The sequence below is a fragment of the Sphingomonas sp. CFBP 13720 genome, assembly GCF_014842075.1.
Lineage (GTDB): Bacteria > Pseudomonadota > Alphaproteobacteria > Sphingomonadales > Sphingomonadaceae > Sphingomonas.
Map to the genome: position 1 here is coordinate 315,948 of NZ_JACYVA010000002.1, position 26,406 is coordinate 342,353.

Annotated in this window: 28 protein-coding genes; 14 read left to right on the forward strand and 14 right to left on the reverse strand. The window is 67.7% G+C overall.

Going from position 1 to position 26,406, the window contains the following annotated elements:
* Positions 1–67: 67 nt before the first annotated feature.
* The 3 genes from IFT55_RS06615 to IFT55_RS06625 form a co-directional block, all read right to left on the reverse strand.
* The gene (locus tag IFT55_RS06615) at positions 68–1,645 is read right to left on the reverse strand and encodes an aldehyde dehydrogenase (NADP(+)) (RefSeq protein ID WP_192090269.1); all 1,578 of its coding nucleotides are present in this window, start codon (positions 1,643–1,645) and stop codon (positions 68–70) included.
* A 74-nt stretch (positions 1,646–1,719) separates the two neighbouring features.
* Complete coding sequence (locus tag IFT55_RS06620) at positions 1,720–2,814, reverse strand: NAD(P)/FAD-dependent oxidoreductase (RefSeq protein WP_192090271.1); 1,095 nt, start codon at positions 2,812–2,814, stop codon at positions 1,720–1,722.
* A complete protein-coding gene (locus IFT55_RS06625; protein WP_192090273.1) occupies positions 2,811–3,773 on the reverse strand; it encodes an alpha/beta fold hydrolase in 963 nt (320 codons plus the stop codon). Before IFT55_RS06625 ends, IFT55_RS06620 begins: the two co-directional genes overlap by 4 nt.
* 71 nt (positions 3,774–3,844) lie before the next feature.
* Here IFT55_RS06625 and IFT55_RS06630 point away from each other — a divergent pair, with 71 nt between their 5' ends.
* From IFT55_RS06630 to IFT55_RS06665, 8 genes are all read left to right on the forward strand, one after another.
* Entirely contained in the window at positions 3,845–4,279 is a 435-nt protein-coding gene (locus tag IFT55_RS06630; protein WP_249403634.1) for an A24 family peptidase, read from the forward strand.
* Between the two features lie 70 nt (positions 4,280–4,349).
* Positions 4,350–5,384 carry a Flp pilus assembly protein CpaB gene (gene cpaB, locus IFT55_RS06635; protein WP_192090275.1) on the forward strand — a complete coding sequence of 345 codons (1,035 nt, stop codon included), beginning with the start codon at positions 4,350–4,352 and terminating at the stop codon, positions 5,382–5,384.
* A complete protein-coding gene (locus tag IFT55_RS06640) occupies positions 5,384–7,024 on the forward strand; it encodes a type II and III secretion system protein family protein (protein WP_249403635.1) in 1,641 nt (546 codons plus the stop codon). The genes cpaB and IFT55_RS06640 overlap by 1 nt, the downstream gene beginning before the upstream one ends.
* A gap of 11 nt (positions 7,025–7,035) precedes the next feature.
* Positions 7,036–7,689, forward strand: coding sequence for a CpaD family pilus assembly lipoprotein (locus IFT55_RS06645; protein ID WP_192090276.1), 654 nt, complete (start codon positions 7,036–7,038; stop codon positions 7,687–7,689).
* The gene (locus IFT55_RS06650; protein ID WP_192090278.1) at positions 7,689–8,987 is read left to right on the forward strand and encodes a pilus assembly protein CpaE; all 1,299 of its coding nucleotides are present in this window, start codon (positions 7,689–7,691) and stop codon (positions 8,985–8,987) included. Before IFT55_RS06645 ends, IFT55_RS06650 begins: the two co-directional genes overlap by 1 nt.
* Positions 8,988–8,999: 12 nt before the next feature.
* Entirely contained in the window at positions 9,000–9,977 is a 978-nt protein-coding gene (locus tag IFT55_RS06655) for a type II secretion system F family protein (protein ID WP_192090280.1), read from the forward strand.
* A gap of 4 nt (positions 9,978–9,981) precedes the next feature.
* Positions 9,982–10,974, forward strand: coding sequence for a type II secretion system F family protein (locus tag IFT55_RS06660; protein ID WP_192090282.1), 993 nt, complete (start codon positions 9,982–9,984; stop codon positions 10,972–10,974).
* Between the two features lie 68 nt (positions 10,975–11,042).
* A complete protein-coding gene (locus IFT55_RS06665; RefSeq protein ID WP_192090284.1) occupies positions 11,043–11,612 on the forward strand; it encodes a hypothetical protein in 570 nt (189 codons plus the stop codon).
* Between the two features lie 59 nt (positions 11,613–11,671).
* On the opposite strand, the gene IFT55_RS06670 is transcribed toward IFT55_RS06665, so the two are convergent.
* Genes IFT55_RS06670 through IFT55_RS06680 form a run of 3 tightly spaced genes read right to left on the reverse strand, consistent with a single transcriptional unit; the run spans position 11,672 to position 14,105 of the window.
* Positions 11,672–12,538 carry a general secretion pathway protein GspK gene (locus IFT55_RS06670; protein ID WP_192090288.1) on the reverse strand — a complete coding sequence of 289 codons (867 nt, stop codon included), beginning with the start codon at positions 12,536–12,538 and terminating at the stop codon, positions 11,672–11,674.
* Positions 12,538–13,071: a type II secretion system protein GspJ gene (locus IFT55_RS06675; protein ID WP_192090290.1), complete on the reverse strand. Its 534-nt coding sequence runs from the start codon at positions 13,069–13,071 to the stop codon at positions 12,538–12,540. Before IFT55_RS06675 ends, IFT55_RS06670 begins: the two co-directional genes overlap by 1 nt.
* Complete coding sequence (locus IFT55_RS06680) at positions 13,068–14,105, reverse strand: hypothetical protein (protein WP_192090291.1); 1,038 nt, start codon at positions 14,103–14,105, stop codon at positions 13,068–13,070. The genes IFT55_RS06675 and IFT55_RS06680 overlap by 4 nt, the downstream gene beginning before the upstream one ends.
* Here IFT55_RS06680 and gspN point away from each other — a divergent pair.
* On the forward strand, positions 14,105–14,815 hold the full coding sequence (gspN, locus tag IFT55_RS06685) for a type II secretion system protein N (protein ID WP_249403636.1): 711 nt from the start codon (positions 14,105–14,107) through the stop codon (positions 14,813–14,815). The genes IFT55_RS06680 and gspN overlap by 1 nt on opposite strands.
* A 494-nt stretch (positions 14,816–15,309) precedes the next feature.
* Here the strand turns inward: gspN and IFT55_RS06690 are convergent, their stop codons facing one another.
* Genes IFT55_RS06690 through pyrE form a run of 8 tightly spaced genes read right to left on the reverse strand, consistent with a single transcriptional unit; the run spans position 15,310 to position 21,342 of the window.
* Positions 15,310–16,503: a glycosyltransferase gene (locus IFT55_RS06690; protein WP_192090293.1), complete on the reverse strand. Its 1,194-nt coding sequence runs from the start codon at positions 16,501–16,503 to the stop codon at positions 15,310–15,312.
* A gap of 15 nt (positions 16,504–16,518) precedes the next feature.
* Positions 16,519–17,037, reverse strand: a complete 519-nt coding sequence (locus IFT55_RS06695; protein ID WP_192090295.1) for a DUF2141 domain-containing protein — start codon at positions 17,035–17,037, stop codon at positions 16,519–16,521.
* Positions 17,034–17,981: a hypothetical protein gene (locus IFT55_RS06700; protein ID WP_192090297.1), complete on the reverse strand. Its 948-nt coding sequence runs from the start codon at positions 17,979–17,981 to the stop codon at positions 17,034–17,036. The genes IFT55_RS06695 and IFT55_RS06700 overlap by 4 nt, the downstream gene beginning before the upstream one ends.
* Positions 17,978–18,607: a maleylacetoacetate isomerase gene (maiA, locus tag IFT55_RS06705; protein ID WP_192090299.1), complete on the reverse strand. Its 630-nt coding sequence runs from the start codon at positions 18,605–18,607 to the stop codon at positions 17,978–17,980. Before maiA ends, IFT55_RS06700 begins: the two co-directional genes overlap by 4 nt.
* Complete coding sequence (gene lepB / locus IFT55_RS06710) at positions 18,604–19,587, reverse strand: signal peptidase I (protein ID WP_192090301.1); 984 nt, start codon at positions 19,585–19,587, stop codon at positions 18,604–18,606. Before lepB ends, maiA begins: the two co-directional genes overlap by 4 nt.
* Positions 19,588–19,596: 9 nt before the next feature.
* A complete protein-coding gene (acpS, locus tag IFT55_RS06715; protein WP_192090303.1) occupies positions 19,597–20,019 on the reverse strand; it encodes a holo-ACP synthase in 423 nt (140 codons plus the stop codon).
* 16 nt (positions 20,020–20,035) lie between these two features.
* A complete protein-coding gene (locus IFT55_RS06720) occupies positions 20,036–20,764 on the reverse strand; it encodes a pyridoxine 5'-phosphate synthase (RefSeq protein ID WP_192090305.1) in 729 nt (242 codons plus the stop codon).
* Complete coding sequence (gene pyrE, locus IFT55_RS06725) at positions 20,761–21,342, reverse strand: orotate phosphoribosyltransferase (RefSeq protein WP_192090307.1); 582 nt, start codon at positions 21,340–21,342, stop codon at positions 20,761–20,763. Before pyrE ends, IFT55_RS06720 begins: the two co-directional genes overlap by 4 nt.
* A gap of 220 nt (positions 21,343–21,562) precedes the next feature.
* On the opposite strand from pyrE, the gene coxB reads away from it, so the two are divergent.
* From coxB to IFT55_RS06745, 5 genes are all read left to right on the forward strand, one after another.
* Positions 21,563–22,756 carry a cytochrome c oxidase subunit II gene (gene coxB, locus IFT55_RS06730; protein WP_249403637.1) on the forward strand — a complete coding sequence of 398 codons (1,194 nt, stop codon included), beginning with the start codon at positions 21,563–21,565 and terminating at the stop codon, positions 22,754–22,756.
* Between the two features lies 1 nt (position 22,757).
* The gene (gene ctaD / locus IFT55_RS06735; protein ID WP_192090311.1) at positions 22,758–24,416 is read left to right on the forward strand and encodes a cytochrome c oxidase subunit I; all 1,659 of its coding nucleotides are present in this window, start codon (positions 22,758–22,760) and stop codon (positions 24,414–24,416) included.
* Between the two features lie 419 nt (positions 24,417–24,835).
* Entirely contained in the window at positions 24,836–25,738 is a 903-nt protein-coding gene (locus IFT55_RS06740; RefSeq protein ID WP_192090737.1) for a heme o synthase, read from the forward strand.
* Positions 25,731–25,865 (forward strand): hypothetical protein, encoded by a 135-nt coding sequence (locus tag IFT55_RS17560; protein ID WP_274604023.1) that lies wholly within the window; start codon positions 25,731–25,733, stop codon positions 25,863–25,865. The genes IFT55_RS06740 and IFT55_RS17560 overlap by 8 nt, the downstream gene beginning before the upstream one ends.
* Complete coding sequence (locus IFT55_RS06745; RefSeq protein ID WP_446740707.1) at positions 25,862–26,395, forward strand: cytochrome c oxidase assembly protein; 534 nt, start codon at positions 25,862–25,864, stop codon at positions 26,393–26,395. The genes IFT55_RS17560 and IFT55_RS06745 overlap by 4 nt, the downstream gene beginning before the upstream one ends.
* Positions 26,396–26,406 lie beyond the last annotated feature (11 nt).

Genomic DNA, 26,406 nt, shown 5'->3' on the forward strand with positions numbered 1-26,406 from the left:
GCTTCCATATGGCAAGGGCGCCGGATCAACGACCCGACGCCCCGCTTTTATCCGCTGACCGGAACGATCAGCCGACGTGCCAAGCGCCATCGATGCGGGTCAGCACACCGTTCTGGTTTCCTTCGCGCAGCGCGTCGGGCAGCAGCGCTTCGGGGAAGTCCTGATACGACACCGGCCGTACGAAACGGTGCAGCGCCAGCGTGCCGACCGACGTCGTGCGGCCGTCCGACGTGGCCGGGAACGGCCCGCCATGCACCATCGCATGACCCACCTCGACCCCCGTCGGCCAGCCGTTGCACAGGATGCGGCCGACGGTGCGTTCCAGCACCGGGATCAGCTTGCGCGCATCCTCGTAATCGCCCTCGTCGATCTGCAACGTCGCGGTCAGCTGGCCTTCCAGCTTCGCGAGCACCTCGACCAGTTCGTCGGCGTCGGTGCATTTCACCACGACCGACGACATGCCGAACACTTCATGGGCGTGCGCGGGATCGGCGATGAAGTCCTGTCCCGATACCGCGAAGATCGCGGCGCGGCCACGCGTCGGGCCTTCGGGTTCGGCACCTTCGCCGACCAGCGTGACGGCGGGGCTCGACGCCAGCTTGGCGCGACCTTCCTCGAACGCCTTGTGGATGCCGGCGGTCAGCATGACCTGCGCCGGGGTGCCGAGCAGCGCGTCGCCTGCGATGTCGAGAAACGCGTCGAGTTCGGGACCGGCGATGCCGAGCACAAGGCCGGGATTGGTACAGAACTGCCCCGCGCCCATGCTGAGCGATGCGACATACTGTTTCGCCAGCGCCTCGCCGCGTGCCTTGAGCGCTTCGGGCATCAGCACGACGGGGTTGATCGACGACATTTCGGCATAGACCGGGATCGGCTGCGGCCGTTCCTGCGCGACCTTCATCAGCGCGGTGCCGCCGCTACGCGACCCGGTGAAGCCGACTGCCTGGATGCGGGGATCGGCGACCAGTGCGGTGCCGATCGTCTGGCCCGCACCCGACACCATCGAGAATACGCCATCGGGCATGCCGGTCTTTTCCGCCGCCTTGATGATCGCCGATGCGACCAGTTCGGACGTGCCCGGATGCGCCTGATGCGCCTTCACCACCACGGTGCAACCGGCAGCCAGTGCCGACGCGGTGTCGCCGCCGGCGACCGAGAAAGCGAGCGGGAAGTTCGACGCGCCGAACACCACCACCGGACCGACCGGAATGGTACGCAGCCGCAGGTCGGGCTTGGGCACGGGCGCGCGGGCGGCGTCGGCGTGGTCGATGCGCAACTGCTGCCACGCGCCGTCGCGCACTTCCTTGGCGAACAGGCGAAGCTGGCCACAGGTGCGGCCACGCTCGCCGGTCAGGCGCGCGACCGGCAGGCCGGTTTCGCGCGATCCGCGTTCGATCAGCGCGTCGCCCAGCGACTCGATCTCGTCGGCGATGGCGTCCAGAAAACCGGCGCGCTTCTCCAGCGGCAGCGCGGCATAGGCGGGGAACGCGGCGGCGGCGCGGTCGCACGCCTCGGTCGCGTCCTCGATCGTCCCCTTGGAAAAGGATTCACCGAACAGTTCGCCGGTCGCGGGGTCGAAGGCCTGGAACAGTTCGTCGCGGGCGACCCGCTTGGAACCGAGGAACAATTCGCCGGTGATCGTCATATGCGTCCTCTCGAAGATGTGGCGTTCGCCGTTAGATAGGGTTTGTTAGCGCTACCGTTAAGGGGGTCGCTTGATTACTCGGACAAGCGATACGGCGAATAGATCGCTGGGTCGACCCCTGTCGGCGGCGATCCTTGTCCCAGCAGCGCCGCGCACATCCGTGCGGCGGCGGGTGCCGTCTGGATGCCGAAGCCGCCTTGCCCGGCGCACCAGAAGAACTCCGGAACCGCGCGATCATAGCCGTACACCGGCAACCGGTCGGGCGCGAAGCTGCGCAGCCCTGCCCAGCGGCGCTCGACCGCCTCCACGCGCCAGTCGACCGCCGCCTGCAACCGGTGGATCGCCAGCGCTACGTCGATCTCCTCGGGTGCGACGTCGTGCGGACGATCGGGCGTCTCGTCATGCGGCGACAGCCACAGCCGCCCGCCCGGCTCGGGCTTGAAATAGAAACCGCCGGCAGCGTCGATCACCAGCGGCAGGTCGGCGGGGGCGGGCGGATCGACGCGCAACTGCACCATCGTCCGGCGATAGGGGCGGATGCCCGGGGGCGCGGCGCCGGCAATGCGTGCGACCGTGTCGGCCCATGCCCCGGCGGCGTTCACGACGATGTCGGTCGCCAGCGTCGTGCCATCGTCGAACGTCAGGCGCCATTCGCTGTTTACGCGGGTCGCCGCCGCAAGCCGCGAATCGCAGCGCAGCGCCACACCCTGCCGGCGCGCCGCCGCCAGATAGGCCGCATGCAGCGCCCCCACATCGATATCGGCGCAACCGGGCGACCACAGTGCGTGCCATGTCCCGCGCAGCCCCGCGACAACCGCCGCCGCATCGCGGCGTTCGATCGGCACGCCGCTGTCCGCGAATCCGGCCGCCAGCGCGTCGAGTACGGCCGGGTCGCGCGCCATCAGCAATTCGCCGCGCGTGCGCAGGAAACTACGCCCCCCGAACGATTCGGGCGGTGCGTGCAGGAACGGACCCGACGCACTGGTCAGCGGCTGGACCAGCGGCCCGCCATAGGTTTCGGACCAGAAGGCGGCGGACCGCCCGGTCGCATGGAAACCGGGCTGCGACTCGGCCTCGATCAGCACGACTTCGTCCTGCGCGGCGATCTCGGCGGCAAGGCTGGCGCCGGCCATCCCGGCGCCGATGATCGCGACCCGCCGTCGGGTCATGCCGGTGCCGCCTGTCGCGCCGGTGCCTGCGCCTCCAGAAACCCGTCGATCGCGGCGATGGCGCGCGCACGGACCGGATCGGCCTCGCGCAGGATTTCGTGCGCCGATTCGGGGCCGTAGCGGTGCAGTTCGACGTGCGGCAGCTTACCCGCGACCGTCAGCGCGGCCTGCGGATCGACCAGCGCGTCGGCGTCCGCGACCAGCATCTGCACCGGCGTGCTGGTGGTCGACAGCGCGGGATCGGTACGCAGTTCGCGCGTCGACCGGAACGCCTCGACCATCCATTGCCAGCTCGGCGGGCCGGTACGGTTGGCGGGATTGGCACCCTGCCACCACACTTCGTCGGCATAGCGCGCCGGATCGTGCGTCAGCAGCGATTCGCGCGACCGGGCGGTGTACGGGCGCTCGTTGCCGCGCCATGCCGGGCGGGTCGGTCGGCCGATCGCCGCCATCATGCGCGCCGCCGCTTCCCCGACACGCGATCCGATCGGGGAACGCAACCCCAGCATCGGCGCGATCAGGATGCATGCCGCCGGATCGATCCGCCGCTCCACGACGGCGCGCAGCGCCAGATGCCCGCCCATCGAATGCCCGACGATCACGCGCGGCCCGGCGGTGGCATCCCATCCGGCCCAGAACGCCGCCAGATCGTCGATATACTGGTCGAACCGGTCGATATGTCCGCAATCGCCCGCTGGGGTGCACCGGCCCGATCCACCCTGTCCGCGCCAGTCGAACGATGCGATCGTCCAGCCGCGCATGTGCCAGTGGGCGAACGCTTCCAGATATTTTTCGAACACGTCGCCACGTCCGCCCTGGAACAACATGGTCCCCCGTGGACGGACATGCGTCGGCGCGGGCCAGTCGAACCGGCGATGCACCCAGCCGTCGGGCGCCAGCCAGCGCGTGATGGTGGCGGCGGACGGGATTGCGCGTCGATACAGGGCGTGTGCAGCCATCCCCCCGGTTACGGTTTCGCAACGCTTAAAGTCTAGGGGTTAGCGCGATGGAGCCGGATGCAATTTCCTCGATGATCCCTGCGCTTGGGTTCGCGCTGCTCGCGCTGCTGCTGGCGGCGGGCATTCAGGACGCGCGCACCCGCGAGATCGGCAACGGCAAGAACGTCGCGATCGCGCTGCTCGCGCCGGTATGGTGGTGGGCCAACGATCTGGGCGGGGGCGCTATCCAGATGCAGTTGATCGCCGCCGGGCTGGTCTTCGTCCTGTTCCTGATCGTCTATTGCATGGGCCAGATGGGCGGCGGCGACGTCAAGCTGATCGGCGCGCTGGCATTGTGGGTGCCGCCCGCCGCGCTGTTGCCGATGCTGGTCGCCATGTCGCTGCTGGGCGGCGCGCTGACGCTGCTCATGCTGATCGACCGGTGGCGTCGCCGGACCGCCGCACTGCCGGAAACGCCGTACGGCGTGGCGATCGCCATCGCCGGAATGCTGGCGGTCGCGAACTAAACCTTAACCGACTCAAGGCGATGCTTAACGGCGGATCAACCGGCCGGCGCATTGAAAGGCCACCGACGACATGGATGCTCGCAAATTGATATTGCTGGTCGGCGCGCTGTTCGTAGCCGGCATCACCGCGTTCATGGCGCGCAGCATGATGATGGGCGCCGCCGCGCCGGTCGCCGTGGCCGGCCCGGTCGAAGCGCCGGTGGACGGTCCCCGCGTGATGGTCGCGACCCGCGCATTGCCGGTCGGCACGATCATCGACGCCGCCGCCCTGCGGTTCCAGCCATGGCCGAAGGAACTGGTCGAGAACGCCTATTTCCTCGAAAGCGCGCCCGAAGCACGTAATCTGGTCGGAACGGTGGTCCGCTTCGCGATCCCCGCCGGACAGCCGATCACGCAGGGTGCGCTGGTGAAGCCAGGCGATCGCGGCTTCCTTGCCGCCGCGCTGGGGCCGGGCATGCGTGCGATCACGGTGCCGGTATCGGCGCAAAGCGCGGTGGCCGGGTTCGTGTTTCCGGGCGACCGCGTCGACCTGGTGCTGACGCAGACGGTCGCAGGGGGCGGCGATGGCCCGCCGCTGCGCGTGTCCGAAACGATGCTGCGCAACCTGCGCGTGCTCGCCACCGATCAGCGGACCGACAACAACACCGACGATCAGGGCAAGACCGTGGTGTCGGCCTATTCGACCGTGACGGTCGAGGCGACGCCGCGCATCGCGGAAAAGATCGCGGTCGCGCAGACCGTCGGCGCATTGTCGCTGTCGCTGCGCTCGATCGCTGACAATTCGTCCGAACTGGAAGAAGCGATCGCCAGCGGCGACGTGAAACTGCCCGATTCGAATGATCCCAAAGCGGAAAAGGCCGCGCTGGCGCGCCTTGCCGCGCGTCCGATCGAAGGAACGCCGACCTTCTCGACCGGTGCCGACGTGTCGCGGTTCCAGCGCAGCTCGGTGCCGGGCAAGGCCGCATCGAACGGCGGCGGCGGTGGACCCGCCCCGACGGCCATGACCCCGGCACCCTCCGCACCGTCGCCGGACCGGCGCGGACCGGTCGTGCGGATTACCCGCGGAAACGCCGTGACCGACGTATCGGTCGGAGGAACCAACTGATGTCCGGCTTCGTCCCCCTCCGTCGCGCGCTGGCGGCGACGATGTCCGTCGCGCTGGTCGCCGCCCCGATGGCGTCCGCCGCCCCGGCCCGCCCCGCCGCACCCGATGCGCGCGCCGCGCGCCCCGCCCGTGTCGCGCCGCTGCCGCCGGGCACGCTGCGTCCGTCAGGCGAGGTGCTGCTGTCGATCGGACAGGGCGAACTCATCACCCTGCCCGCCAACGTCGCCGACGTGTGGGTGTCGAACCCCGGAGTCGCCGACGTTTATGTCGGCAATCCGCGCCAGATCCATCTGTTCGGCAAGGCGGACGGCGAAGCGACGATCTTCGCCACCACCGCCGCCGGCGCCGTGGTCTATGCCACCAACGTCCGCGTCGGACAGAACCTGACCTCGATCGACCGCATGCTAAAGGCGGCGATCCCCGACGCCGATATCCGCGTCACCTCGGTCGGCCAGATCGCGGTCATCAACGGCACCGTCCTGTCGCCGTCCGACAGCGCGCAGGCCGAACGGCTGGTCCTGTCGCTGCTCAACCCCGGGATCGCGGCCAACCAGGCCGATGCGGTGCTCAAGATCGGCGTCATCAACCGGCTGAAGCTGGCGACCCCGCTACAGGTCAACCTGCAGGTCCGCATCGCGGAAGTCAGCCGCAGCTTCGTCAAGAACATCGGCGTCAACCTGACCTCGCGCGACGTGTCGGGCGGCGGCATCCTGTTCGGGGTGGCACAGGGACGGCAAGGGACTATCACCACCATTCCCGGTGTTCCCGGCGATCCAAACTTCCTTGCCAACGGCGGTCGCCCCGGCGGCACGCTGTACAACTTTCCCCAAAAAGCGACGAGCGGTACGACGCTGAACCTTGCCGGCAAGCTGCTCGGCCTCGAACTGCTCGGCGCGCTCGACCTTGGCGAACGCATCGGACAGGTCACCACGCTCGCCAATCCGAACCTGACCGCGCTGTCGGGCGAGACCGGATCGTTCCTCGCGGGTGGGGAGATACCGATCCCGATCAGCCAGGCGCTCGGCACGATATCCATCGAATACAAGCAATATGGCGTCAGCCTCGCCTATACGCCGACCGTCCTGTCCGATGGCCGCATCTCGTTGCGGGTTCGGCCCGAAGTGTCGCAGCTTTCGGCGGCGGGCGCGGTGCAGCTGAACGGCACCACCATTCCCGCTTTCTCGACCCGCCGCGCGGAAACGACGGTCGAACTGGGATCGGGGCAAAGCATGATGATCGGCGGGCTGATGTCGAACAGCCAGGACAATTCGATCGACAAGGCGCCGGGCCTCGGCGACCTGCCCATCCTTGGTGCGCTGTTCCGTTCCAACGCCTTCACCCGCAACGAAACCGAACTCGTCATCGTCATCACACCCTATCTGGTGAAGCCGGTCGACAGCCAGTCGCGCATCGCGTTGCCGACCGACGCCTATACCAGCCCCGGCGACGTCGAACGCGTCCTGCTGGGCCAGTTGCAGGGCCGCGAAAAGCCCGCGCCGCGCCCGGTGCCGACCATGGCGGTCCCGCCCGCCGCCCGGCCGACGATCGGCATGTCCGCACCGGTCGCGCCGACGGGCACGCGCCCCGATCCCGCCACGCCGCGCGCGAAGCCCGCCGCCCCCGGCTTCAGCAACCAGTGAGGGAGTTTTCGATGATTCCGTTCCGCACCCTCGCCCTTGGCACGATGGTCCTGCTCTCCGCCTGTGGCGGCACGCGCAATCGCGGCGTCGAATCGGTGCATCAGCCGGTCGTCGCACGATCCGCCTATGCGGTCGACCTGATGACAGGCGGCGACGGCCTCGCGCCCGGCGAACGCTCCCGCCTCGCCGGCTGGCTCGACACGCTCAACGTCGGTTATGGCGACGAGGTCGGGATCGACGATCCGACCGGCGCGGGCATGGACATTCGCGGCGACGTCGCGGCGGAGGCGGCACGCTACGGCCTGCTGCTCGCCGATGCCGTGCCGCCGACCACCGGTGCGATCGCGCCCGGCACGATCCGGGTCGTCGTGTCGCGCATGACCGCGTCGGTGCCGGGCTGTCTCGACACGTCGCGCGCCACCGAACCGAATTTCGATGCCCACACGTCGTCCGATTATGGATGCGCGATCAACACGAACCTTGCGGCGATGGTCGCACGGCCGGGCGATCTGGTGCGCGGCCGGTCCAACCCCGACACCACCGACACGATGGTCGGCGGAAAGGCGATCGGCGCGATGCGCCGCGCCGTACCCAGCGGGAACGGCGGACAGATCGGCGGCGGCGTCGGTGGCGTCGCTGCCGGCACGGGGGGGAGCGCGAAGTAATGAACGCGCCGTTCAACCCCGCCCGCGCGGCGCAACGCGATCCGTTCGCCGGCTTCGTCTGCGACGACAACACCGCCGATGCGCTGCGCCCGGTACTGACCGAACTGGGTTGGCCGGCCGAAAAGATACTGAAAGGCGGGCTGCGCAACGCGATCCAGACGCTGTCGGTATCGGCCAGTCCGCACATCCTGTTCGTCGACCTGTCCGAATCGGGCGATCCGCTGAACGACATCAACGGGCTTGCCGAAGTATGCGAACCCGGCACGGTGGTGATCGCGGCGGGACAGGTCAACGACGTCCGACTGTACCGTGATCTGGTGGCCAGCGGCATCCACGACTACCTGCTCAAGCCGCTCAACGCCGACATGCTGCGCGATGCGTTCGCGCAGGCGCAGGCGCTGATCAACGCGCCGCGTACGATCGACGCGGTGGTCGAAAAACCGCATTGCTCGGTCGCGATCGTCGGCACGCGCGGCGGTGCGGGTGCGTCGACCATCGCCGCATCGCTGGCATGGCTCATCAGCGAAAAGGAAAAGCGGACCACCGCGCTGCTCGACCTCGACGTGCATTTCGGCACGGGGGCGCTTGCGCTCGACCTCGAACCGGGACGCGGGCTGACCGACGCGATCGACAATCCCAGCCGGATCGACGGGCTGTTCATCGAACGCGCGATGGTGCGGGCGGGCGAACGGCTGTCGGTGCTGTCGGCGGAAGCGCCGATCCACGCGCCGATCATCACCGACGGCAGCGCCTTCTACCAGTTGCAGGAGGAGATGCGCACCGCGTTCGAATGCACCATCGTCGACCTGCCGCGGGCGATGCTGATCCAGCATCCGCCGCTGGTATCCGACGTGCGCACGGCGGTGCTCGTCACCGAACTGACGCTGGCGGCCGCACGCGACACGATCCGGTTGCTGTCGTGGTTCAAATCGAACGCGGCCGGCGTCACGCTGCTGATCGTCGCCAACCGGGTGCAACCCGCCACGAACAGCGAGATCACGCGCAAGGACTTCGAAGGGTCGATCGAACGGCGCATCGATTATGTGGTCCCGTTCGACGGAAAGCTGGCGGCGCAGTCGGCCAAGCTCGGCAAGCCGATGGCGGAGACGGGCAAGGGCAGCAAGACCGTCGCCCCGCTGGTCGATCTGGCCGCGCGGCTATGCGCGATGGCGGGCACCGACGGCGACGACGTTCCCGCCCTCAAAAGCGGGAAAAGCCGGATCGCGCAGGGCAGTCCGTCGCTGATGGGCAAGCTGGCCGGGCTGCGTGCACGGCTGCCGGCGAAGACGCGGAAATAGGGCAGCGACGCGATGGAGATGATGCCGGTCATGGTGATGCTGATGGGGTCGATCGCGACCCTGATGCTGATGGCGTTCGCCTTTTCGGGACCGGCGACCGGCCGCGCGCGCAACCGTCGGCTGACCGCGCTGCGCGAACGCCACAGTTCGGCGGCGGGGATGGTCGCGATGGAGGCGCAGTTGCGCCGCATCGGCACTGGCGGCTCGTCGCGCGCCGATCGCGCCGCCGCCCGGCTGCTGCCCAACGTCGAACAGCTCAAGATCCGCTTGTCGAAAACCGGCATGGGCTGGACGATCAGCCAATATGCCATGGCATCGGCGGGCACGGCGATCCTCGTCCTGGGCTATCTGGCGCTCAAGGGCGTGCCGTTCCTGATCGCGCTGTTCGTCGGGTTGTCGGCGGGGGCCGGGCTGCCGCATTTCGTCGTGGGGTATTTCATGAAACGCCGGGTCGCGCGGTTCAACGCGAAGTTTCCCGACGCGATCGAATTGCTGGTGCGCGGGTTGCGATCGGGCCTGCCGATCACCGAAACGATGGGCGTGGTCGGGGCCGAGGTGCCGGGTCCGGTGGGCGAGGAGTTCCGCGCGGTCAACGACCGGATGCGGATCGGCCGCACGCTGGATGCCGCGCTTCAGGAAACCGGCGACCGGCTGGGCACGCCTGAATTCCAGTTCTTCATCATCACGATCGCGATCCAGCGCGAAACCGGCGGCAACCTTGCCGAGACGCTCGCCAACCTTGCCGACGTCCTGCGCAAGCGGATGCAGATGAAGCTGAAGATCAAGGCGATGTCGTCCGAATCCAAGGCATCGGCCTATATCGTCGGTTCGCTGCCGTTCATCGTGTTCGGCATGATCTGGGCGATCAACGAACCCTATCTACGCAATTTCTTCATCGATCCGCGGCTGATGATCGCCGGGACATGCGGCATGATCTGGATGAGCATCGGCGCATTCATCATGGCCAAGATGGTCAATTTCGAGGTTTGATGCGATGATCGCTGCACAGGGTCCGACCGTCTTGGGGTTCGACATGGTGACGATCGCCACGATCCTGTCGGGGGTCGCGGCGATGGCGGTGATGGTCGCGATCTATGCCGCGACGTCGGTCCACGATCCGATGACGCGGCGGGTCAAGGCGCTGAACGACCGTCGCGAACAGCTGAAGGCCGGCATCACCGCATCCACCAGCAAGCGTCGCGCGAAGCTGGTGCAGAAGAACGAGGCGACCGACCGCATCCGCGCGCTGCTGTCGTCGCTGAAAGTGTTGCAGGACGAACAGGTCAAGGCCGCACAGATCAAGCTGGCGCAGGCGGGCATCCGGTCAAAGGACTGGGCAGTCGCGGTGATTTTCGGCCGGCTGGCGTTGCCGATCCTGTTCGGGATTCCGATGCTGTACATCGTCTACGGCACCGACACCTTCGCCGACTGGTCGTCGTTCAAGCAGTACATGCTCGTCGCCGGTTCGCTGATCCTGCTGTACAAGGCGCCCGACCTGTATCTGAAGAACCGGATCACCAAACGGTCGGCGGCGATCCGCAAGGGGCTGCCCGACGCGCTCGACCTGCTGGTCATCTGTGCCGAAGCCGGCCTGACGGTCGATGCCGCGTTCCAGCGCGTCGCCCGCGAACTCAGCCGCGCCTATCCCGAACTGGGCGAGGAGTTTTCGTTGACCGCGATCGAACTGGGCTTCCTGACCGAACGGCGGCAGGCATTCGAAAACCTGGCGATGCGCATCGCGCTGGACGCGGTACGCGGCGTCGTCACCACCATGATCCAGACCGAGAAATACGGCACCCCGCTGGCCAGCGCGCTGCGCGTGCTGTCGGCCGAATTCCGCAACGAACGGATGATGCGCGCGGAGGAAAAGGCCGCGCGCCTGCCCGCGATCATGTCGGTCCCGCTGATCCTGTTCATCCTGCCGACGCTGTTCGTCGTCATTCTCGGCCCGGCCGCGTGCAGCATCGGCGACGCGCTGGGCACCTGACCCCGCCGGACGGTGGAACGCCGCCCGATGCCGCTCGTTCTTGCCCCGTAATCACATAGGGGCTTGCCATGCTGTTCCAGACGCCGACCCAATTCGCGGTGCTCGCGCTGCTCCTGTTCGCCGGCTGGCTGTTCGGCCTCGCCTCGTCGTCGGGCGGCAAGAAATGGAAGCAGCGGTTCCGGGACGAGGAAGCGACGCACAAGGCGTATCGCACCGAAGTCGGCAACGACCTGAAGACGCGCGACGGTCGGGTCACCGAACTGGAAGCGGAACTCGCAACCCGCGACAGCCGCATCGCCGAACTCGAATCCGAACGCGACCGCCTGTCGCACGACCGCGCCATCCCAGCGACGGCGGCGGCGAGTGCGACGGCGAGCAGCGGCAGCGGCAGCGGCCTGTTCGGCGGCAGCGATCATCTGACGCGGATTCGCGGGATCGACTCCGACCTAGAACACGCGCTCGGCCAGCGCGGGATCAAGACCTATCGTGCGATCGAGCAGCTGACCGAAGCCGACGAACGCGCGCTGGAGGATGACTTGCGCCTGCGCCCCGGCACGATCGATCGCGACCAGTGGCGCGAACAGGCATCGCTCCTGCGCGGCGGTCACGACGACGACCATCGCAGCCGCTGGAACTGACCGGCACGCACGGCCGCAGGCATAACGTCGCCTGCGGCATCGCGGCTACCGCCTGACGTTTATCCGAATCGCGGCACTTCGGGCGGAATCGCGGCGTTGCGCCAGCGTTCCACCGGCACGGCGATGATATCGCCACCTTCGACCGGCCGGCGCTGGATCAACGTCGCCCCCTGCTGCACCGTCCCGCCGATCGTCGCACGGGTCCGTACCCAGAAATGGCTCGATCGGAACCCCGTGCCCGCCGGTGGCGACACGTCCTCACGCGCTAGATCGTCGGGCGAAAGATAGCCCTGCCGGTTGCGCGTTGCCAGCAGTCGCTGGACCTTCGCGGGTTCGAACAGCACCCCCAGCAATTCGGGTGTCGCCGCGTTCAGGTTGATCGTCGTCGTTCCCGGCAGCGCGGTCACCATCCGCGCCAGCATCTGCGCCTTGTCCGTCGGCAGGAACGCCGCCAGCGGGCGAAGATCCTGCACTGGCCCGCGTTCACGGATCAACGCGATCGCCGCCACGGCCTGTTCGTCCGACAGGCCGGCGGCATTCGCGATCCGCAGAAAGATCAACTGCGGCACCGGGTCCTGCCCCGCGCGAACCGAATTGACGTTGAACCGCCCCTCTGCGTCGGCGACCACCAGATCGAACCGGCCGCCTTCGATCGCGATGCCGTTCTCCGCCAGCGCGCCCCATGCCTCGCCCGGATAATCGGTTTCCGGCGCGACCGTCGCATCGCGCTGCAACGCGACCAGCGCCGACAATTCGCCACCGCGCACGACCGCCAGAGCGCGCGACGCCTCACGCGACCGGATCGACCGGTCGAGCGCCAGTTCCTCGCGGTTGATCATCAACAGCACCAGCCCGCTGGCGATCGCGACGAACATCAGCACGTTGACCAGGATCATGCCGCGTTCGCGATCGGGCACGTCGCGCATCACGACGTCCGCGCCGGGCTGGGCAGCGTTACGATCCGCCGCAGCATGCCGCCACCCGGTCCCGCCACCTGTACGTCGACCGCCACCGCGCGCGGCCATTCCGCCGACCGGTCCGGCGTCACCGGCCAGCGCGCGGTCCAGCCGCCGTCGAAATACCGCCACCGCGCGCCCGCGACATCCGCCAGCACAAGCTGCGCGCGCCCGTCGACCATCCGCAACAACCGCCCACCCTCGACCCGATACGCCACCGCGATGCCGATTCCGCCGAACCCCGGCGCAGCGCGGACGAACCGCACACCGGCGGCGTCGCCCGCCATCGGCCCCGGCGCGATCTGATCGAAATCGCTGGCGATCACCACCATCGCGCGTTGCAGGTCGGCGACGCGGTCCAACCGCGCCTCGGTCCGCCCGTCGACGCCGATCACCCCGTCGACCAGCGCCATTCCGGCCACCGCGATCAGCGCGAACAGCCCCAGCGAGATTATCAGTTCGAGCAGGGTGAAGCCGCCCTGCCCCCCCGCCCGCCGGGTCACGCCCCGCGACTCTCGGCGACCTTTTCGTACACGCCGCCGCGCGGCACCAGGATCGCGAAGTCGCGCGCGCAGCTTCCGTCCGACCGGAACCGAACTGGCCCGGTCACGCAATCGAACCCGGCTTCGCCCAGCAACCCTTCGCGCGTCAGCGTGTCGCTCAACCGCAATCCGTGCGCGATCGTCGCGGCATCATAGCCCAACGCCGCGATCGCGCCCGGCCGACCGCCGTTGCGCGCGGTATAGGCGGCGGCAAAGGTCGCGAACCGGTCGGGATCGGGGCTGGCGATCCACGCGCCGTCCAGCGTCGCCAGGGCATCGGGCCGATAATCGAGCGCCTGCACCGTCGCCAGCAACTGCGCCCCGCTGTCCTTCAGCGTCCGCGCCGCCGCCAGCACCGCCGCCGTTCCGCCCGGTACGAACACCGCATCGGGCGGCGTGACGCCCGGCGGTAATGCTCCGCCCGTCAGCACGGCGGTGTCGACGATCAGGCTCAATTCGCCCTCCGCCGCCTTTGCCGCCGCGACCGACGCCGTCGACCATGGCGTGCCGTCGTCGATCGCCAGCACGCGCCGCACGCCGCGCGACCGGGCATAGCCCAGCATCGCCGTCGTCGCCTGTACCGGCGTGATGCCCAGAACGAACGTACCCGGCCCCCGCGCGGCGGCGTCGTTGGTCAACGTCAGCACGGGGACACGCCCCTGCACCGCCGCCGTCACCGCCCGCGCTTCGGCGCCCGACAGCGGCCCCAGCAGCATCGTCGCACCGCGCTTCACGGCGGCCAGTGCCGCGCTGGCCGCGCCCGCCGGCGTCCCGCCCGTGTCCAGCACCGCCATCGCCGCCGCATCGGTTTCGGCAAGCATCGCCGCATGGCGTATGCTAAGCCCCAGCGCCGACCGGTCGCCGGTCATCGGAACCAGCAATGCGGTGGTGCGCTTCGGCCCACGCGCCGCCAACAGGGGGGAGGCCGTCCATGCCGCCGACGACAGGACCAGCCCATCGCGCAGCAGCGCCAGCGTCGAACGTCGCGATCGCATTGCCGAGTCCTTCGATCCTTCAGGCACGGCGGCGTAGTATCCGCTTCGCCGCGCTCGGCATAGCCTCGTTCGCGGTCGCGATGATCGCCACGCTTCCCGCCAGCCTGATCGTGCGCAACGCCGACTGGCGCAGCGGCGTCGGCGGCACGATCTGGAACGGCGAAGTCGGCGTGGCAGGCGGCAGCCGCGTCGCATGGCGGTTCGCCCCGCTGCGCAGCCTGACCAGCCTCGGCTTCGCGGTCGACTGGACCGCGACCGGGGACAACACCGATCTGGGCGGACAGGCGCTGGCAACGGGCGGCGGCGTACGGCTCGATCGCGTCAGCGGATCGGCCGACGCCTCGTTGCTCGAAGCGGTGCAGCCGCCGCTGCCCTTCACCTGCGATGCGGTGTTGCAGGTCGATCTGCCCCGGCTGTCGACCATCCCCGGCGCGGCGATGGCCGAAGGACGCGTCGCGATCGATCCGGGCAACTGCGCGCCCCGCCCCGCCGGCCCCGCCACTGCGACGCCCGCGATGCTGCTGACCGCCGAACCGGTCGGCCGCGAGACCCGCATCCGTCTGGTGCCCGAAGGCCAGCGCCGCCGCACGCTGGTCGACGGACGGCTGCTCGACACCGGCACGCTGCGCCTGACGATGACCGGCGACGGCGCAGCCGCCCTGCCCTTCGCCGGCATCCCCGCCGGCGCGGGGATCGAGACGGGGCTGTAGTAGAAGGAAGGTTTCTCACCCGGAAGCGCGAAGGCGCGGAGGGGTTGTGCTGGCGGCAACGGCAACGGCACCCGCGTCAGCGGCCTTTCATTCCGCTGCAACCCGGTACGGATCGCTGACGCAGGCACAACCTTGCCGTGCGCGCCTCCGCGCCTCCGCGTGAAAATACCTTCCCCTCTCTTCGCGTCTTCGCGCCTTCGCGTAAAAAAAGAAGCTGGTTTCACGCGAAGGCGCGGAGGCGCGAAGGTATTGCGCTAGCAGACGGGGCATCCGCGTCAGCAGCCTTCCGTTCAACTGCGACCCGGTATGGATGGCTACCACGGGCACAACCTCACCAAGCGCGCACCCTCCCTGCGCCTCCGCGCCTCCGCGCCTCCGCGCGAAAACACCTTACCCTCTCTTCGCGTCTTCGCGCCTTCGCGCCTTCGCGCCTTCGCGTGAAAACCCTGCTTCGTGGCACTCTCTTCCGGGCATCACCGCCTATCGCGACCGCCTCACGCCGAGAACCACGCCGGAAACCGCGCCGCCTTCTCCGCCACCAGCCCCTCGTAATAGCGCATCAGGTCGGTCGCATGATCGCGGTCGGTCCGCACGTTCACCGCCGCCGCGTTCGCCGCCGCCTTGACCACGTCATAGTCGCGCGCGAACATCCGCCCGATCGCGTCCGCCGCCGATCGCGGATCGCGCGCGGCATAGGTTTCGGCGAAGGCCGGTTCGGCGATCTCGGCACATCCGCCTTCGTCCGGCACGATCAGCGGCAGCCCCGACGCGAGCCCCTCCAGCCCGACCAGACCGAATGGTTCGGCGTCCGATCCGTGGATCAGCGCGTCGCAACTGGCCATGATCCGCGACAGCCGGACGCGGTCGTACACCGGGCGGAACAGCTTGATGTGCGGGCTGTTCTTCAACCGCCGCTCCAGCCGTCCGGTATGCACCCCGCTGCCGATCTGGATCATGCCCACCGGCATCCGGTCGCCCGCCATCTCGACCGCGTCGAACACCATCGGCCAGCGTTTCTCGGCGTGATGCCGCCCCAGCCCCAGCAACAGATGCCCATGTTCGGGCAGGCCCAGTTGCTCCAGCAGCGACGCGCGCAACGCAACGTCGCGATGCTCGGGCGAAAAGAACCCGCGCTGAATGCCCAGCGGCATCGACGCATGCACCGTCAATCCGCGCGCGGCGTGGCGTTTTTCCAATGCGGGGCCGTTGGTCACGAATGCATCGAAATTGGCCAGATACCGCGCCATGTAGCGCGTCCACCACATGAACGCTTCCTCGATCCGCTCGCGGCTCGCGATCCCCTCGAACCAGCGTAGCGGATAGGCGCCGACATTGTCGTTGTGCGCGAAATACACCTTTACCGCATCGCCGTGCCAGTCCCCGACGATCGTCGCGGGTCGCCACGGGCTGGACGCCTCGACCACGTCGGGATGCAGTTCGTCGAGCAGCTGGTGGATCGCCCCGCCGCGCAGGAAGATGCCGTAATTCGGATCGAGGATCAGCGTCGGCGCCTTGACCCAGTGGATGCGCCCGCCGCCCGGACGTTCCTCGACCGCATTGTGTTTCGCCGGCGCGATGATGATCAGTTCATGGCCCAGTTCGGCCATGATCGTCATCTTGTGGTCGATATAGGTGCGAACCCCGCCGCCGGTCGGCGAATAGAATTCGTTGACGTCGACGACGCGCATCGGCGGCGGACCGGATCAGCCGAGCGGGGCGAAACCGCCCAGCCCGCGCAGATACTGGGCGCGGATCGTCGTCGTCACCACGCCCGCCGGCACGGTCACGATCGCCTGTGCCAGCGTCGGTCGCGCCCGGCCCAGCTTGGCCTGCCCCGGAAAGCCCGCGCCGTCGCGCATGAAGTTGAACTTGTTCCGGTTGTCGCGGTCATGCGTGAACAGCAATGCATAGCGCCCGGCCGACGGCGCGCGGATGCAAAGCTGCACCGCGCCCGACGCGGGCATCGTCGCCCAGATCCGGCGAAAGAACTTGCCCTCTTTGCGCAGGTCGCGATCGTCCTTCAGGAAATCCGCGTCGTTCGCGGGATACAGCTCCAGCTTCAGCCGGCCGGTACGGTCCTTCAGGCCGGTGATGTTGACGCGGATCGCGGGGCCGTCATTGCCATTGCACGCGGCGGCGTCGTCGCCGATCGCCTGTGCGGCGGCGGGGCTGGTCATCAGCGCGAACATCGCCGCGCCCAGCAGCATCGGGGACAGTTTCATGATTCTTTCCTCGTAAGCGCGGGAAGGCCGAACGCCGCCATCAACACCGCGTGGGTGACGAGGGTAAGAGTCGCGATGAATGCGACCAGGTCGGACAGGGCTTCGCCATGCCCTATAAAAATAATCGCGAAGTTGGCAAAAAGAAGGTCTTTGTTCGGCAGCAGCGGCAGACGGGCCACCACCAGCCGCCCGGCGGCAAGGAACAGCCACCAGCGGATCGACACCCCCGGCATCGCGAAATAGGACGCGATTCCAAAGGCGAGCGACCCGAGCACCAGCCGCGCGCAATGGACGCCGAAAATCCAGCGCAACGTCGGTCCGGTCAGCGAAAACACGCGTCTGGAAAACAGCAGCAGCACGCCGGAGATGCCGAGCGCCACCGCCGACGACCATGCCAGCATCCGCAGCTGAGCGCCGGTGAACAATCCGAACGCGAACGGCAATGCCGTCGCAAGCATCGCCACCGTCACGATATTCCCCGCGATCCCCGACAGGATCGTGACGTCCTTGACCGCGCCGAACGGTGCCGCGACCATCTTCAGCCGCGCCCGCGCCCATGCATAGAAGAACACGTCACCGGAATATCCGATCACCACATCGTTCGCGATCCGCTTCCGCACCAACGCTCCGAAGCCGTCGAACGGCAACTGCCACAATCGGCGGAAAATGATGAAATCGAACAGCGGCGGCGACAGATAGGCGAGCGCGAAGAACAGGTAGAACCATGGCGAATCGGGGGCGGCCAGTTCGAACCCGGCAAAGCCGTGGTCGAACAATTCCCACACCAGCGCCACAACCATCAGTCCCGACAGCAGCGCCCCCAGCATCCGCGGCCAGCGGCGGCGGATGCGCTCCAGCGGGATCAGCCCTGCCAGATCGGGCGACCCCGCCTCCCCCGCGCTATCGACGGGAGCCGCACCGCGTTGCCGGTCGCGCGGGGTCACGCGGCCACCGCGTCCGGGTGCGCGGCAGCGAAGGCGGGCAGCACCGTCATCGCTGCATCGATCGCCGCCAACCGGGGCCAGCGCGCCATATCCATGTCGAAGCGGCGTGCGTTATAGCATTGCGGGATCAGGCAGCATTCGACCACACCGGGCGAACCGCCACCGAACAGACCGTCGGATGGGGCCACCGCCTCCAGTGCGTCGAACCCCTGTGCGATCCAGTGGCGATACCATTCGGCCTTCGCCCCGGCATCCGCGCCGAACTGGGTCTCCAGACGGCGGAGCACGCGTAGATTGTCGATCGGATGAATATCCGCGACGATCACCAGCGCCGCCGCCATCACCCGTGCGCGGTCCGCCGGGTCGGCGGGGAACAGCGCCGGTTCGGGCCATGCATGGTCCAGCCAGTCGAGGATCGCCAGCGACTGGGTCAGCGTCATGCCGTCCACCTCGATCGCGGGCACCAGCCCCTGCGGATTGCGCGCCAGATGGTCGGGCGACCGCTGTTCGTCCGCCAGCAACGCGATATCGACCCGACGATACGCGACCTGCTTCAGGTTCAGCGCGATGCGAACGCGGTATCCCGCCGACGACCGGTGATAGTCGTACAGCGTAACCGCGCTCACCGCGCCGCGTCCGTCGGCTCGGCCGTCCCCGGCACCAGCGACGTCCCGGCCCGTCCGCCGCGGAACGCGCTGAACCACGTACGCGGATCGAGCGTGGTGGACCCGTCGAGCGAGAAGGTGATGAATTCGGCCCGTCCGCCGATATTCTCCCACGGCACCGGCCCGCCCAGCCCGCGCTCGGCTTCCGAGAAGCGGCTGTCGGCGGAATTGTCGCGATTGTCGCCCATCAGGAACACGTGATGCTCGGGCACCGTGATCGCGGCGAAATTGTCGCCCTGCGAATATCGGAAATCGATCGTGTCGTACTGGCGTCCGCCCGGCAGCGTTTCACGGAAGACCGGCAGGCGACAGAAGCTGCCCTCCGCCGTTCGCGTCAGCGCGCCGGGATACTGGTCGGGGTCGCAGCGCGTGTTGGCGTCGACCGGGATCATCGTGTCGCCCATCGCGCGGCGCGGGATCGCGATATCGTTGATGTAGACGACGCCCCCCGCCACCTCGATCCGGTCGCCGGGCAGACCGACGACGCGCTTGATCAGGTCGGTATTGCTGCCCGGCGGCTTGACGATCACCACGTCGCCGCGTTCGGGCAGCGATCCCCATATCCGCCCGTGCCACGCCGGCAACTGCACGCTCCACGTTTCCTGCGGTTGACGCAGCACGATATCGCGGAACATCGCCAGCGGATCGGGAATGGTCGGCGATACGAACGACCAGCCATAGGCGTATTTGCTGACGACCAGCCGATCACCGACGCGCAGGCCCGGCAGCATCGATTCGGACGGAATGTAGAACGGCTTGGCGATGAAGCTGTGGAAGCCCAGCACGACGAGCAACAGCCAGAACAGCCCGCGTACCTCGCCCCACCAATCGACGCCGCGTCGCCGCGTGGTCGTCGCATTGGAAGTGGTGGGACCGGGCGTCGGCTGCGGCGCGGGGTCCGGGCGGTCCTGCCCGCTGTCCAGCGCCCAATGTTCGGCCATCAAACGTCCTTACCTGCTCGCATCGGTCGCATTGTGCGGCACCGCCTCGATGATGACGAACGCCTGCGCCCATGGATGGTCGTCGGTCATCGTCAGATGCACCCGCGCGACGTGGCCGTCCGGGACCATCGCGTCAAGCCGTGCTTTGGCACCACCCGTCAGCGCCAGCGTCGGCGCACCCGACGCGGCGTTGACCACCCCGATGTCGCGCATGAACACGCCCTGCGCGAACCCGGTGCCGACCGCCTTCGAAAACGCTTCCTTGGCGGCGAAACGCTTGGCGAACGTACCTGCGCGCGTGAACGGCCGTCGCTCTGCCTTCGCCTGTTCGACCGGGGTGAAGACGCGCTGTACGAACCGGTCGCCGAACCGGTCGAGCGACGCCTGTATCCGCTCGATATTGCACAGGTCGGACCCCATACCGACGATCACGATCCGCGCCTCCCCTTCACCGCGCCGCGTCCATCAGGTCGCGCATCCGCCGCACCACCGGTCCCAGCCCGCCGAAGATCGCCTCGCCGATCAGGAAATGCCCGATATTCAATTCACGCACCTGCGGAATCGCGGCTACGGCCACGACATTGTCGAAGGTCAGCCCATGGCCGGCATGGACCTCGATCCCGTTCTTGGCCGCCAGCGCGGCGGCATCCGCGATCCGCCGCAACTCGGCCACCTGTGCCTCACCGTCCAGTTCGGCATACCGCCCCGTGTGCAACTCGACCACCGGCACGCCCAGCCGGATCGCTGCAGTGACCTGTGCCGCGTCGGGTTCGATGAACAACGACACGCGGATACGCGCCGCGCCCAGTTCGCCCACCATCGGGGCCAGAATGTTGTGCTGTCCGGCGGCGTCGAGTCCGCCTTCGGTCGTGCGCTCCTCGCGCTTTTCGGGGACGATGCACGCGGCATGCGGACGGTGGCGCAGCGCGATGCCCAGCATCTCGTCGGTCGCCGCCATCTCAAGGTTCAGCGGCACCGTCAGTTCCGCCGACAGCCGCGCGATATCGTCGTCGGTGATGTGACGCCGGTCTTCGCGCAGATGCGCGGTGATTCCGTCCGCGCCATGCTCCGCCGCCAGCAACGCGGCGCGCACCGGATCGGGATAGCCCGCGCCGCGCGCGTTGCGGACCGTGGCGACATGGTCGATGTTGACGCCCAGGCGCAGCGGCCCGGTCATGCGGCCCGGCTTCCCGGCTTCACCGCCGGGATCGCCGCCAGATCGTGCGGCAGTTCGTCGGCATCATAGCTCGGCACGTCCAGCCGGATCAGCGGATGGAACGGCACGCCCAGATCGGCACTGCCGTTCGACCGGTCGACCAGCGACGCGGCCGCCACCACGTCGCCGCCGGCGGCACGGATCGCCGCGATCGCCTCACGCGACGACAGGCCGGTGGTGACGACGTCTTCCATCATGAGAACCCGCTGTCCTGGTTCGATGCGAAACCCACGGCGCAGTTCGAACACGCCGGTCGGCCGTTCGACGAACATCGCCGGCACGCCCAGCGCGCGGCCCATTTCATAGCCGACGATCACGCCGCCCATGGCGGGCGAGATCACGACGTCGATCGATTCACGCAACCCGGCGGGGAAACGCCGGACCAGTTCCTCGCACAGCCGGCTGCTGCGCGCCGGGTCCATCAGCACGCGCGCGCATTGCAGGTAGCGCGATGCATGCCGCCCCGACGACAGGATGAAATGCCCTTCGAGCAGCGCGTCGGCGTTGCGGAATTCGTCGAGAATAGCGTCGTCGGTCATGCGTTCGCCCATCGTCCGTACCGTCCCGGCCTTTAGGCCCGCCGCCGCCCGGTCCGCAACCATTCGAAAACATGCACGTCGCATGCTTGAGGACGAGCGACATGCCGCGTATAGCCATGCGATTGTAGGGTTCCATACGCCCGCGCACGCGGCAAGAACAATGCGTGCCGCGTGCCACACAACAGGGTGACACGACACGATGCGAAGGTTTGGGGTGAGGATGTTCGTGGTCGCAGCGGCGGTCGCACTTGCAGGCGGGGCCTATGCAGCCCAGCCGCAGGCGGTGACTCCCGGTGCGGCAAATGGCCCGGCGACAGCGCCGCAGGCAGGCGCACCACCGCCCGGTTCGGTGGAAGCCGCGCCGACCGGTCAGGCCGCGCCGGCGTCGACCGCCGATGCGCCCGCGCCCGTCGCGGTGCAGGACCCGACGCTGAACGCGGACGGATCGCCGCGCCTGACCGCGCGCGACGGGATCGGGCAACCGGTCGACCGCGCCATCGCGCTGCAAGAACAGGTGACGCCGAATGGCCGTGAGGCCCGGGCGTTCCACAACGACATCCTGATGCCGGTGATCGTCGTCATCTCGCTGCTGGTCCTGTTCCTGCTGCTGTACGTCGTCGTGCGCTTTCGCGAAAAGGCGAACCCGACCCCGTCGCGGACGTCGCACAACACGGTGATCGAGGTGATCTGGACCGCCGCGCCGGTGCTGATCCTCGCCGCGATCGCGGTGCCGTCGATCGGGCTGCTCGCACGGCAGTTCAAGCCTGCGCCCGACAATGCGGTCACGCTGAAGGCGATCGGGAACCAGTGGTTCTGGTCGTACGAATATCCCGATTTCGGCGGCGTGTCGGTGACCGCCAACATGCTGAAGGAAAAGAACGAGGTCGGTCCCGGTCAGCGGTTCCGCACCGACGCGGACGGTCCGCGCCTGCTGGCGGTGGACAATCGCATCGTGTTGCCGGTGGGCGTGCCGATCCGGCTCATCACCACCGCCACCGACGTGATCCACAGCTGGGCGATCCCGGCCTTCTGGATCAAGCTGGACGCGGTGCCCGGCCGGCTGAACGAAACCAGCTTCACCATCGAAAAGCCCGGCCTGTATTTCGGTCAGTGCAGCGAATTGTGCGGTGCGCGTCATGCGTACATGCCGATCGCGGTCGAAGCGGTACCGCCGGCACAGTTCGCCGCGTGGATTCGCGCAAAGGGCGGCACGCTGCCCAGCGCGGCCGAGGCGGCAAAGCCGACATCGGCCGTGATCCCGCAGCCGGGTGCCGATGCCGCCGACGCCACGTCGGAAGCCGGCAACACCGCATCGGACGCCGGCACCCCGGTCGTGAACGCCACCGAAGCCGCCTCTCCCTCCACCCAACGCGCTACCGGCAACGGCGGCGGCGTCGGCAACGTGGACCAGTAAGATGACCGATACCGCCCTTCCTGCCGGCCATGCGTTCGACGCGCACGGACACGGTCACGACGCGCATCACGATCATGCCGATCACAAGCCCGGCTTTTTCGCGCGCTGGTTCATGTCGACCAATCACAAGGATATCGGCACCCTCTATCTGATCTTCGCGATCGTCGCCGGGATCATCGGCGGCGCGATTTCGGGCATCATGCGTCTCGAACTGGCGCAGCCGGGCATCCAGTGGCTGCCATGGCTGTCGGGTCACGAAGGCGATCAGGCGCTACATTTCTGGAACGTGCTCATCACGGCGCACGGCCTCATCATGGTGTTCTTCATGGTGATGCCGGCGATGATCGGCGGCTTCGGCAACTGGTTCGTGCCAATCATGATCGGGGCACCCGACATGGCGTTCCCGCGCATGAACAACATCTCGTTCTGGCTGCTGATCCCCGCCTTCGCGCTGCTGCTGGGCAGCACGATGTTCGGCGACGGGGCGGGCACGGGCTGGACCGTCTATGCACCGCTGTCGACCTATGGCGAACCCGGACCGTCGGTGGACATGGCGATCCTGTCGCTCCACCTTGCGGGCGCGTCGTCGATCCTCGGTGCGATCAACTTCATCACCACCATCTTCAATATGCGCGCGCCGGGCATGACCCTGCACAAGATGCCGCTATTCGTGTGGTCGGTGCTGGTCACCGCGTTCCTGCTGCTGCTGTCGCTGCCGGTGCTGGCGGCGGCGATCACCATGCTGCTGACCGATCGCAAGTTCGGTACGACCTTCTTCGATCCGGCCGGCGGCGGCGACCCGATCCTGTACCAGCATCTGTTCTGGTTCTTCGGTCATCCCGAAGTGTACATCATGATCCTGCCGGGCTTCGGCATCGTCAGCCACATCGTCGCGACGTTCAGCCGCAAGCCGGTGTTCGGCTATCTCGGCATGGCCTATGCCATGGTCGCGATCGGCGCGGTCGGGTTCGTCGTATGGGCACACCACATGTTCACCACCGGCTTGTCGGTGAACACCAAGATGTACTTCACCGCCGCCACGATGATCATCGCGGTGCCGACCGGCATCAAGATCTTCAGCTGGATCGCGACGATGTGGGGCGGCTCGCTGCGCTTCCCCACGCCGATGCTGTGGGCGATCGGGTTCATCTTCATGTTCACCGTCGGCGGCGTCACGGGCGTCGTGCTGGCGAACGGCGGCGTGGACGACGTGCTGCACGACACCTACTACGTCGTGGCGCATTTCCACTATGTGCTGTCGCTCGGCGCGGTGTTCGCGCTGTTCGCCGGCTTCTACTACTGGTTCCCGAAAATGTCGGGCCGGATGTACAACGAACTGCTCGGCCAGTTGCACTTCTGGGTGTTCTTCATCGGCGTGAACGTGATGTTCTTCCCGATGCACTTCCTCGGTGCACAGGGCATGCCGCGACGCTACCCCGACTATCCCGACGCCTATGCCTTCTACAATCACATCGCCTCGATGGGCTATGTCATCATGGCGATCGGCATGGTGTTCTTCTTCGTCAACATCGTGATCTCGTTGATGGCCGGCCGCAAGGCGGCGGGAAACCCATGGGGCGAAGGTGCCACGACGCTGGAGTGGACGTTGTCGTCGCCACCGCCGTTCCACCAGTTCGAAACGCTGCCCAAGGTCGACTGACCGGGTTGCACCGATCCAGAACCGAACGACGCCCCGGAGAAATCCGGGGCGTTTGTCGTTGGGGGCCAAGGCGCAGCGTAGTGCGTCGAGGCCGAGCAGAACGGGGAACCGGTGCTGAAACTAACGCCCGGTTTGTGCAGCAACCGGTTACGCGGCGATGTGCGACACGCGCGTGCCACCGGCCTGCGCGCTGAACGCCTCCATACGAGGCGGGATCGTACAACCCGATGGCCCGGGTTGGCACGCACCCCGTTACGGCCGTAATTGCGGAACAGCGCATCATCGTTGGGCGCGGGTCCAAGGCACGGCAATCTCCCACAAGCGGTCCGCCCGCGTCTGGATTACTGCCGCATTTTCGAACGACGCGGCGTACGTCACATCCGCTTTCCCCAACGCACACAACCGACTATATGACGGCGATGAATGCGCAGACGATGACCCTGCCGGCCGACTGGCGCGACTTCCTCGCGCTTACCAAGCCGCGTGTGATGACGCTGGTGGTGTTCACCGGCCTATGCGGCATGCTGGCCGCGCCGGTGACGATCCATCCAGTGCTGGGGTTCACCGCTGTGCTCTGCATCGCGCTGGGCGCGGGGGCGGCCGGGGCGCTGAACCAGTGGTACGAAGCCGATCTGGACGCGAAGATGAAGCGGACGCGCGGTCGTCCGCTGCCCGCCGGACGGATGGACCGGCAATCCGCCCTGCACTTCGGCGTCGGTCTCGCGATCTTTTCCGTCCTGCTGATGGGACTGGCGGTCAACCTGCCCGCCGCCGCGATCCTGACGGTGTCGATCCTGTTTTATGTCCTGATCTATACCGTGTGGCTCAAGCGCCGGACCCCGCAAAACATCGTGATCGGCGGTGCGGCGGGCGCGTTTCCGCCGCTGATCGGGTGGGCGGCCGCGACCGGTGACATCGCGTTGCTGCCGTTCCTGTTGTTCTCTCTCGTCTTCCTGTGGACGCCGCCGCATTTCTGGGCGCTCGCCCTGTTCGTGAAGACCGACTACGCCAATGCCGGCGTACCGATGCTGCCGGTCGTGGCGGGCGAACGGACGACGCGGGTGCAGATCGGGCTGTACACGCTGCCGATGGCGGCGGTGGCGATCCTGCCGTGGCCGCTCGGGTTGACCGGCGCGGTCTATGGCGTTTCGGCCATCGTCCTGACCGCCGTGTTCGGCGTGCTGGCGCTGCGCGTGGCGACCCGCACCACGCAACCCGACGATGCGATGAAGCCCGAAAAGCGGCTGTTCGCATGGTCGATCCTGTATCTTTTCGCGATGTTCGGTGCACTCGTTGCCGACCGGTGGATGCCCCATGCCTGAGGAAGATGATCGTATCCGCGCACGCCAACGCGCCCGCGCCACCGTCATGGCATGGCTTTTGGGCGGGTTCGTCGTGCTGATGTTCGCGATCACGATCGTGAAGATACAGGCGGGCATGGGATCGTGACCCGCAACCTGCGCACCGCACTGCTCGCCGTGGCAGGCGTTGCCGGGATGACCGGCGTCGGCTTCGCCAGTGTGCCACTATACCGCATGTTCTGTCAGGTCACCGGCTTCAACGGCACGACGCAGCGCGGGCAATCCGCGCCCGGCGGCGTGGGCGACCGCGTGACGGTTCGGTTCGACGCCAACGCCAATCCGGCGCTGGGATGGCAATTCAGTCCCGAACGCGCGTCCGAAACCGTCGATATCGGCGCACGCGACATGGCGTTCTTCACGGCAAAGAACCTGTCCGACCGGCCAGTCACCGGCACCGCGACGTTCAACGTGACGCCCAGCCAGGCGGGCAAATATTTCACCAAGATCCAGTGCTTCTGTTTCACGCAGCAGACGCTGCAACCCGGTGAGAAGGTGCGGATGCCGGTGGTCTTCTTCGTCGATCCGAAGATGCTGGCGGACCCCGACGCACGCGATATCCGCGCGATCACCCTGTCCTATACGTTTTACCCGGTGGATTCGGGCAAGACGAACGGATAGGATCAATGCAG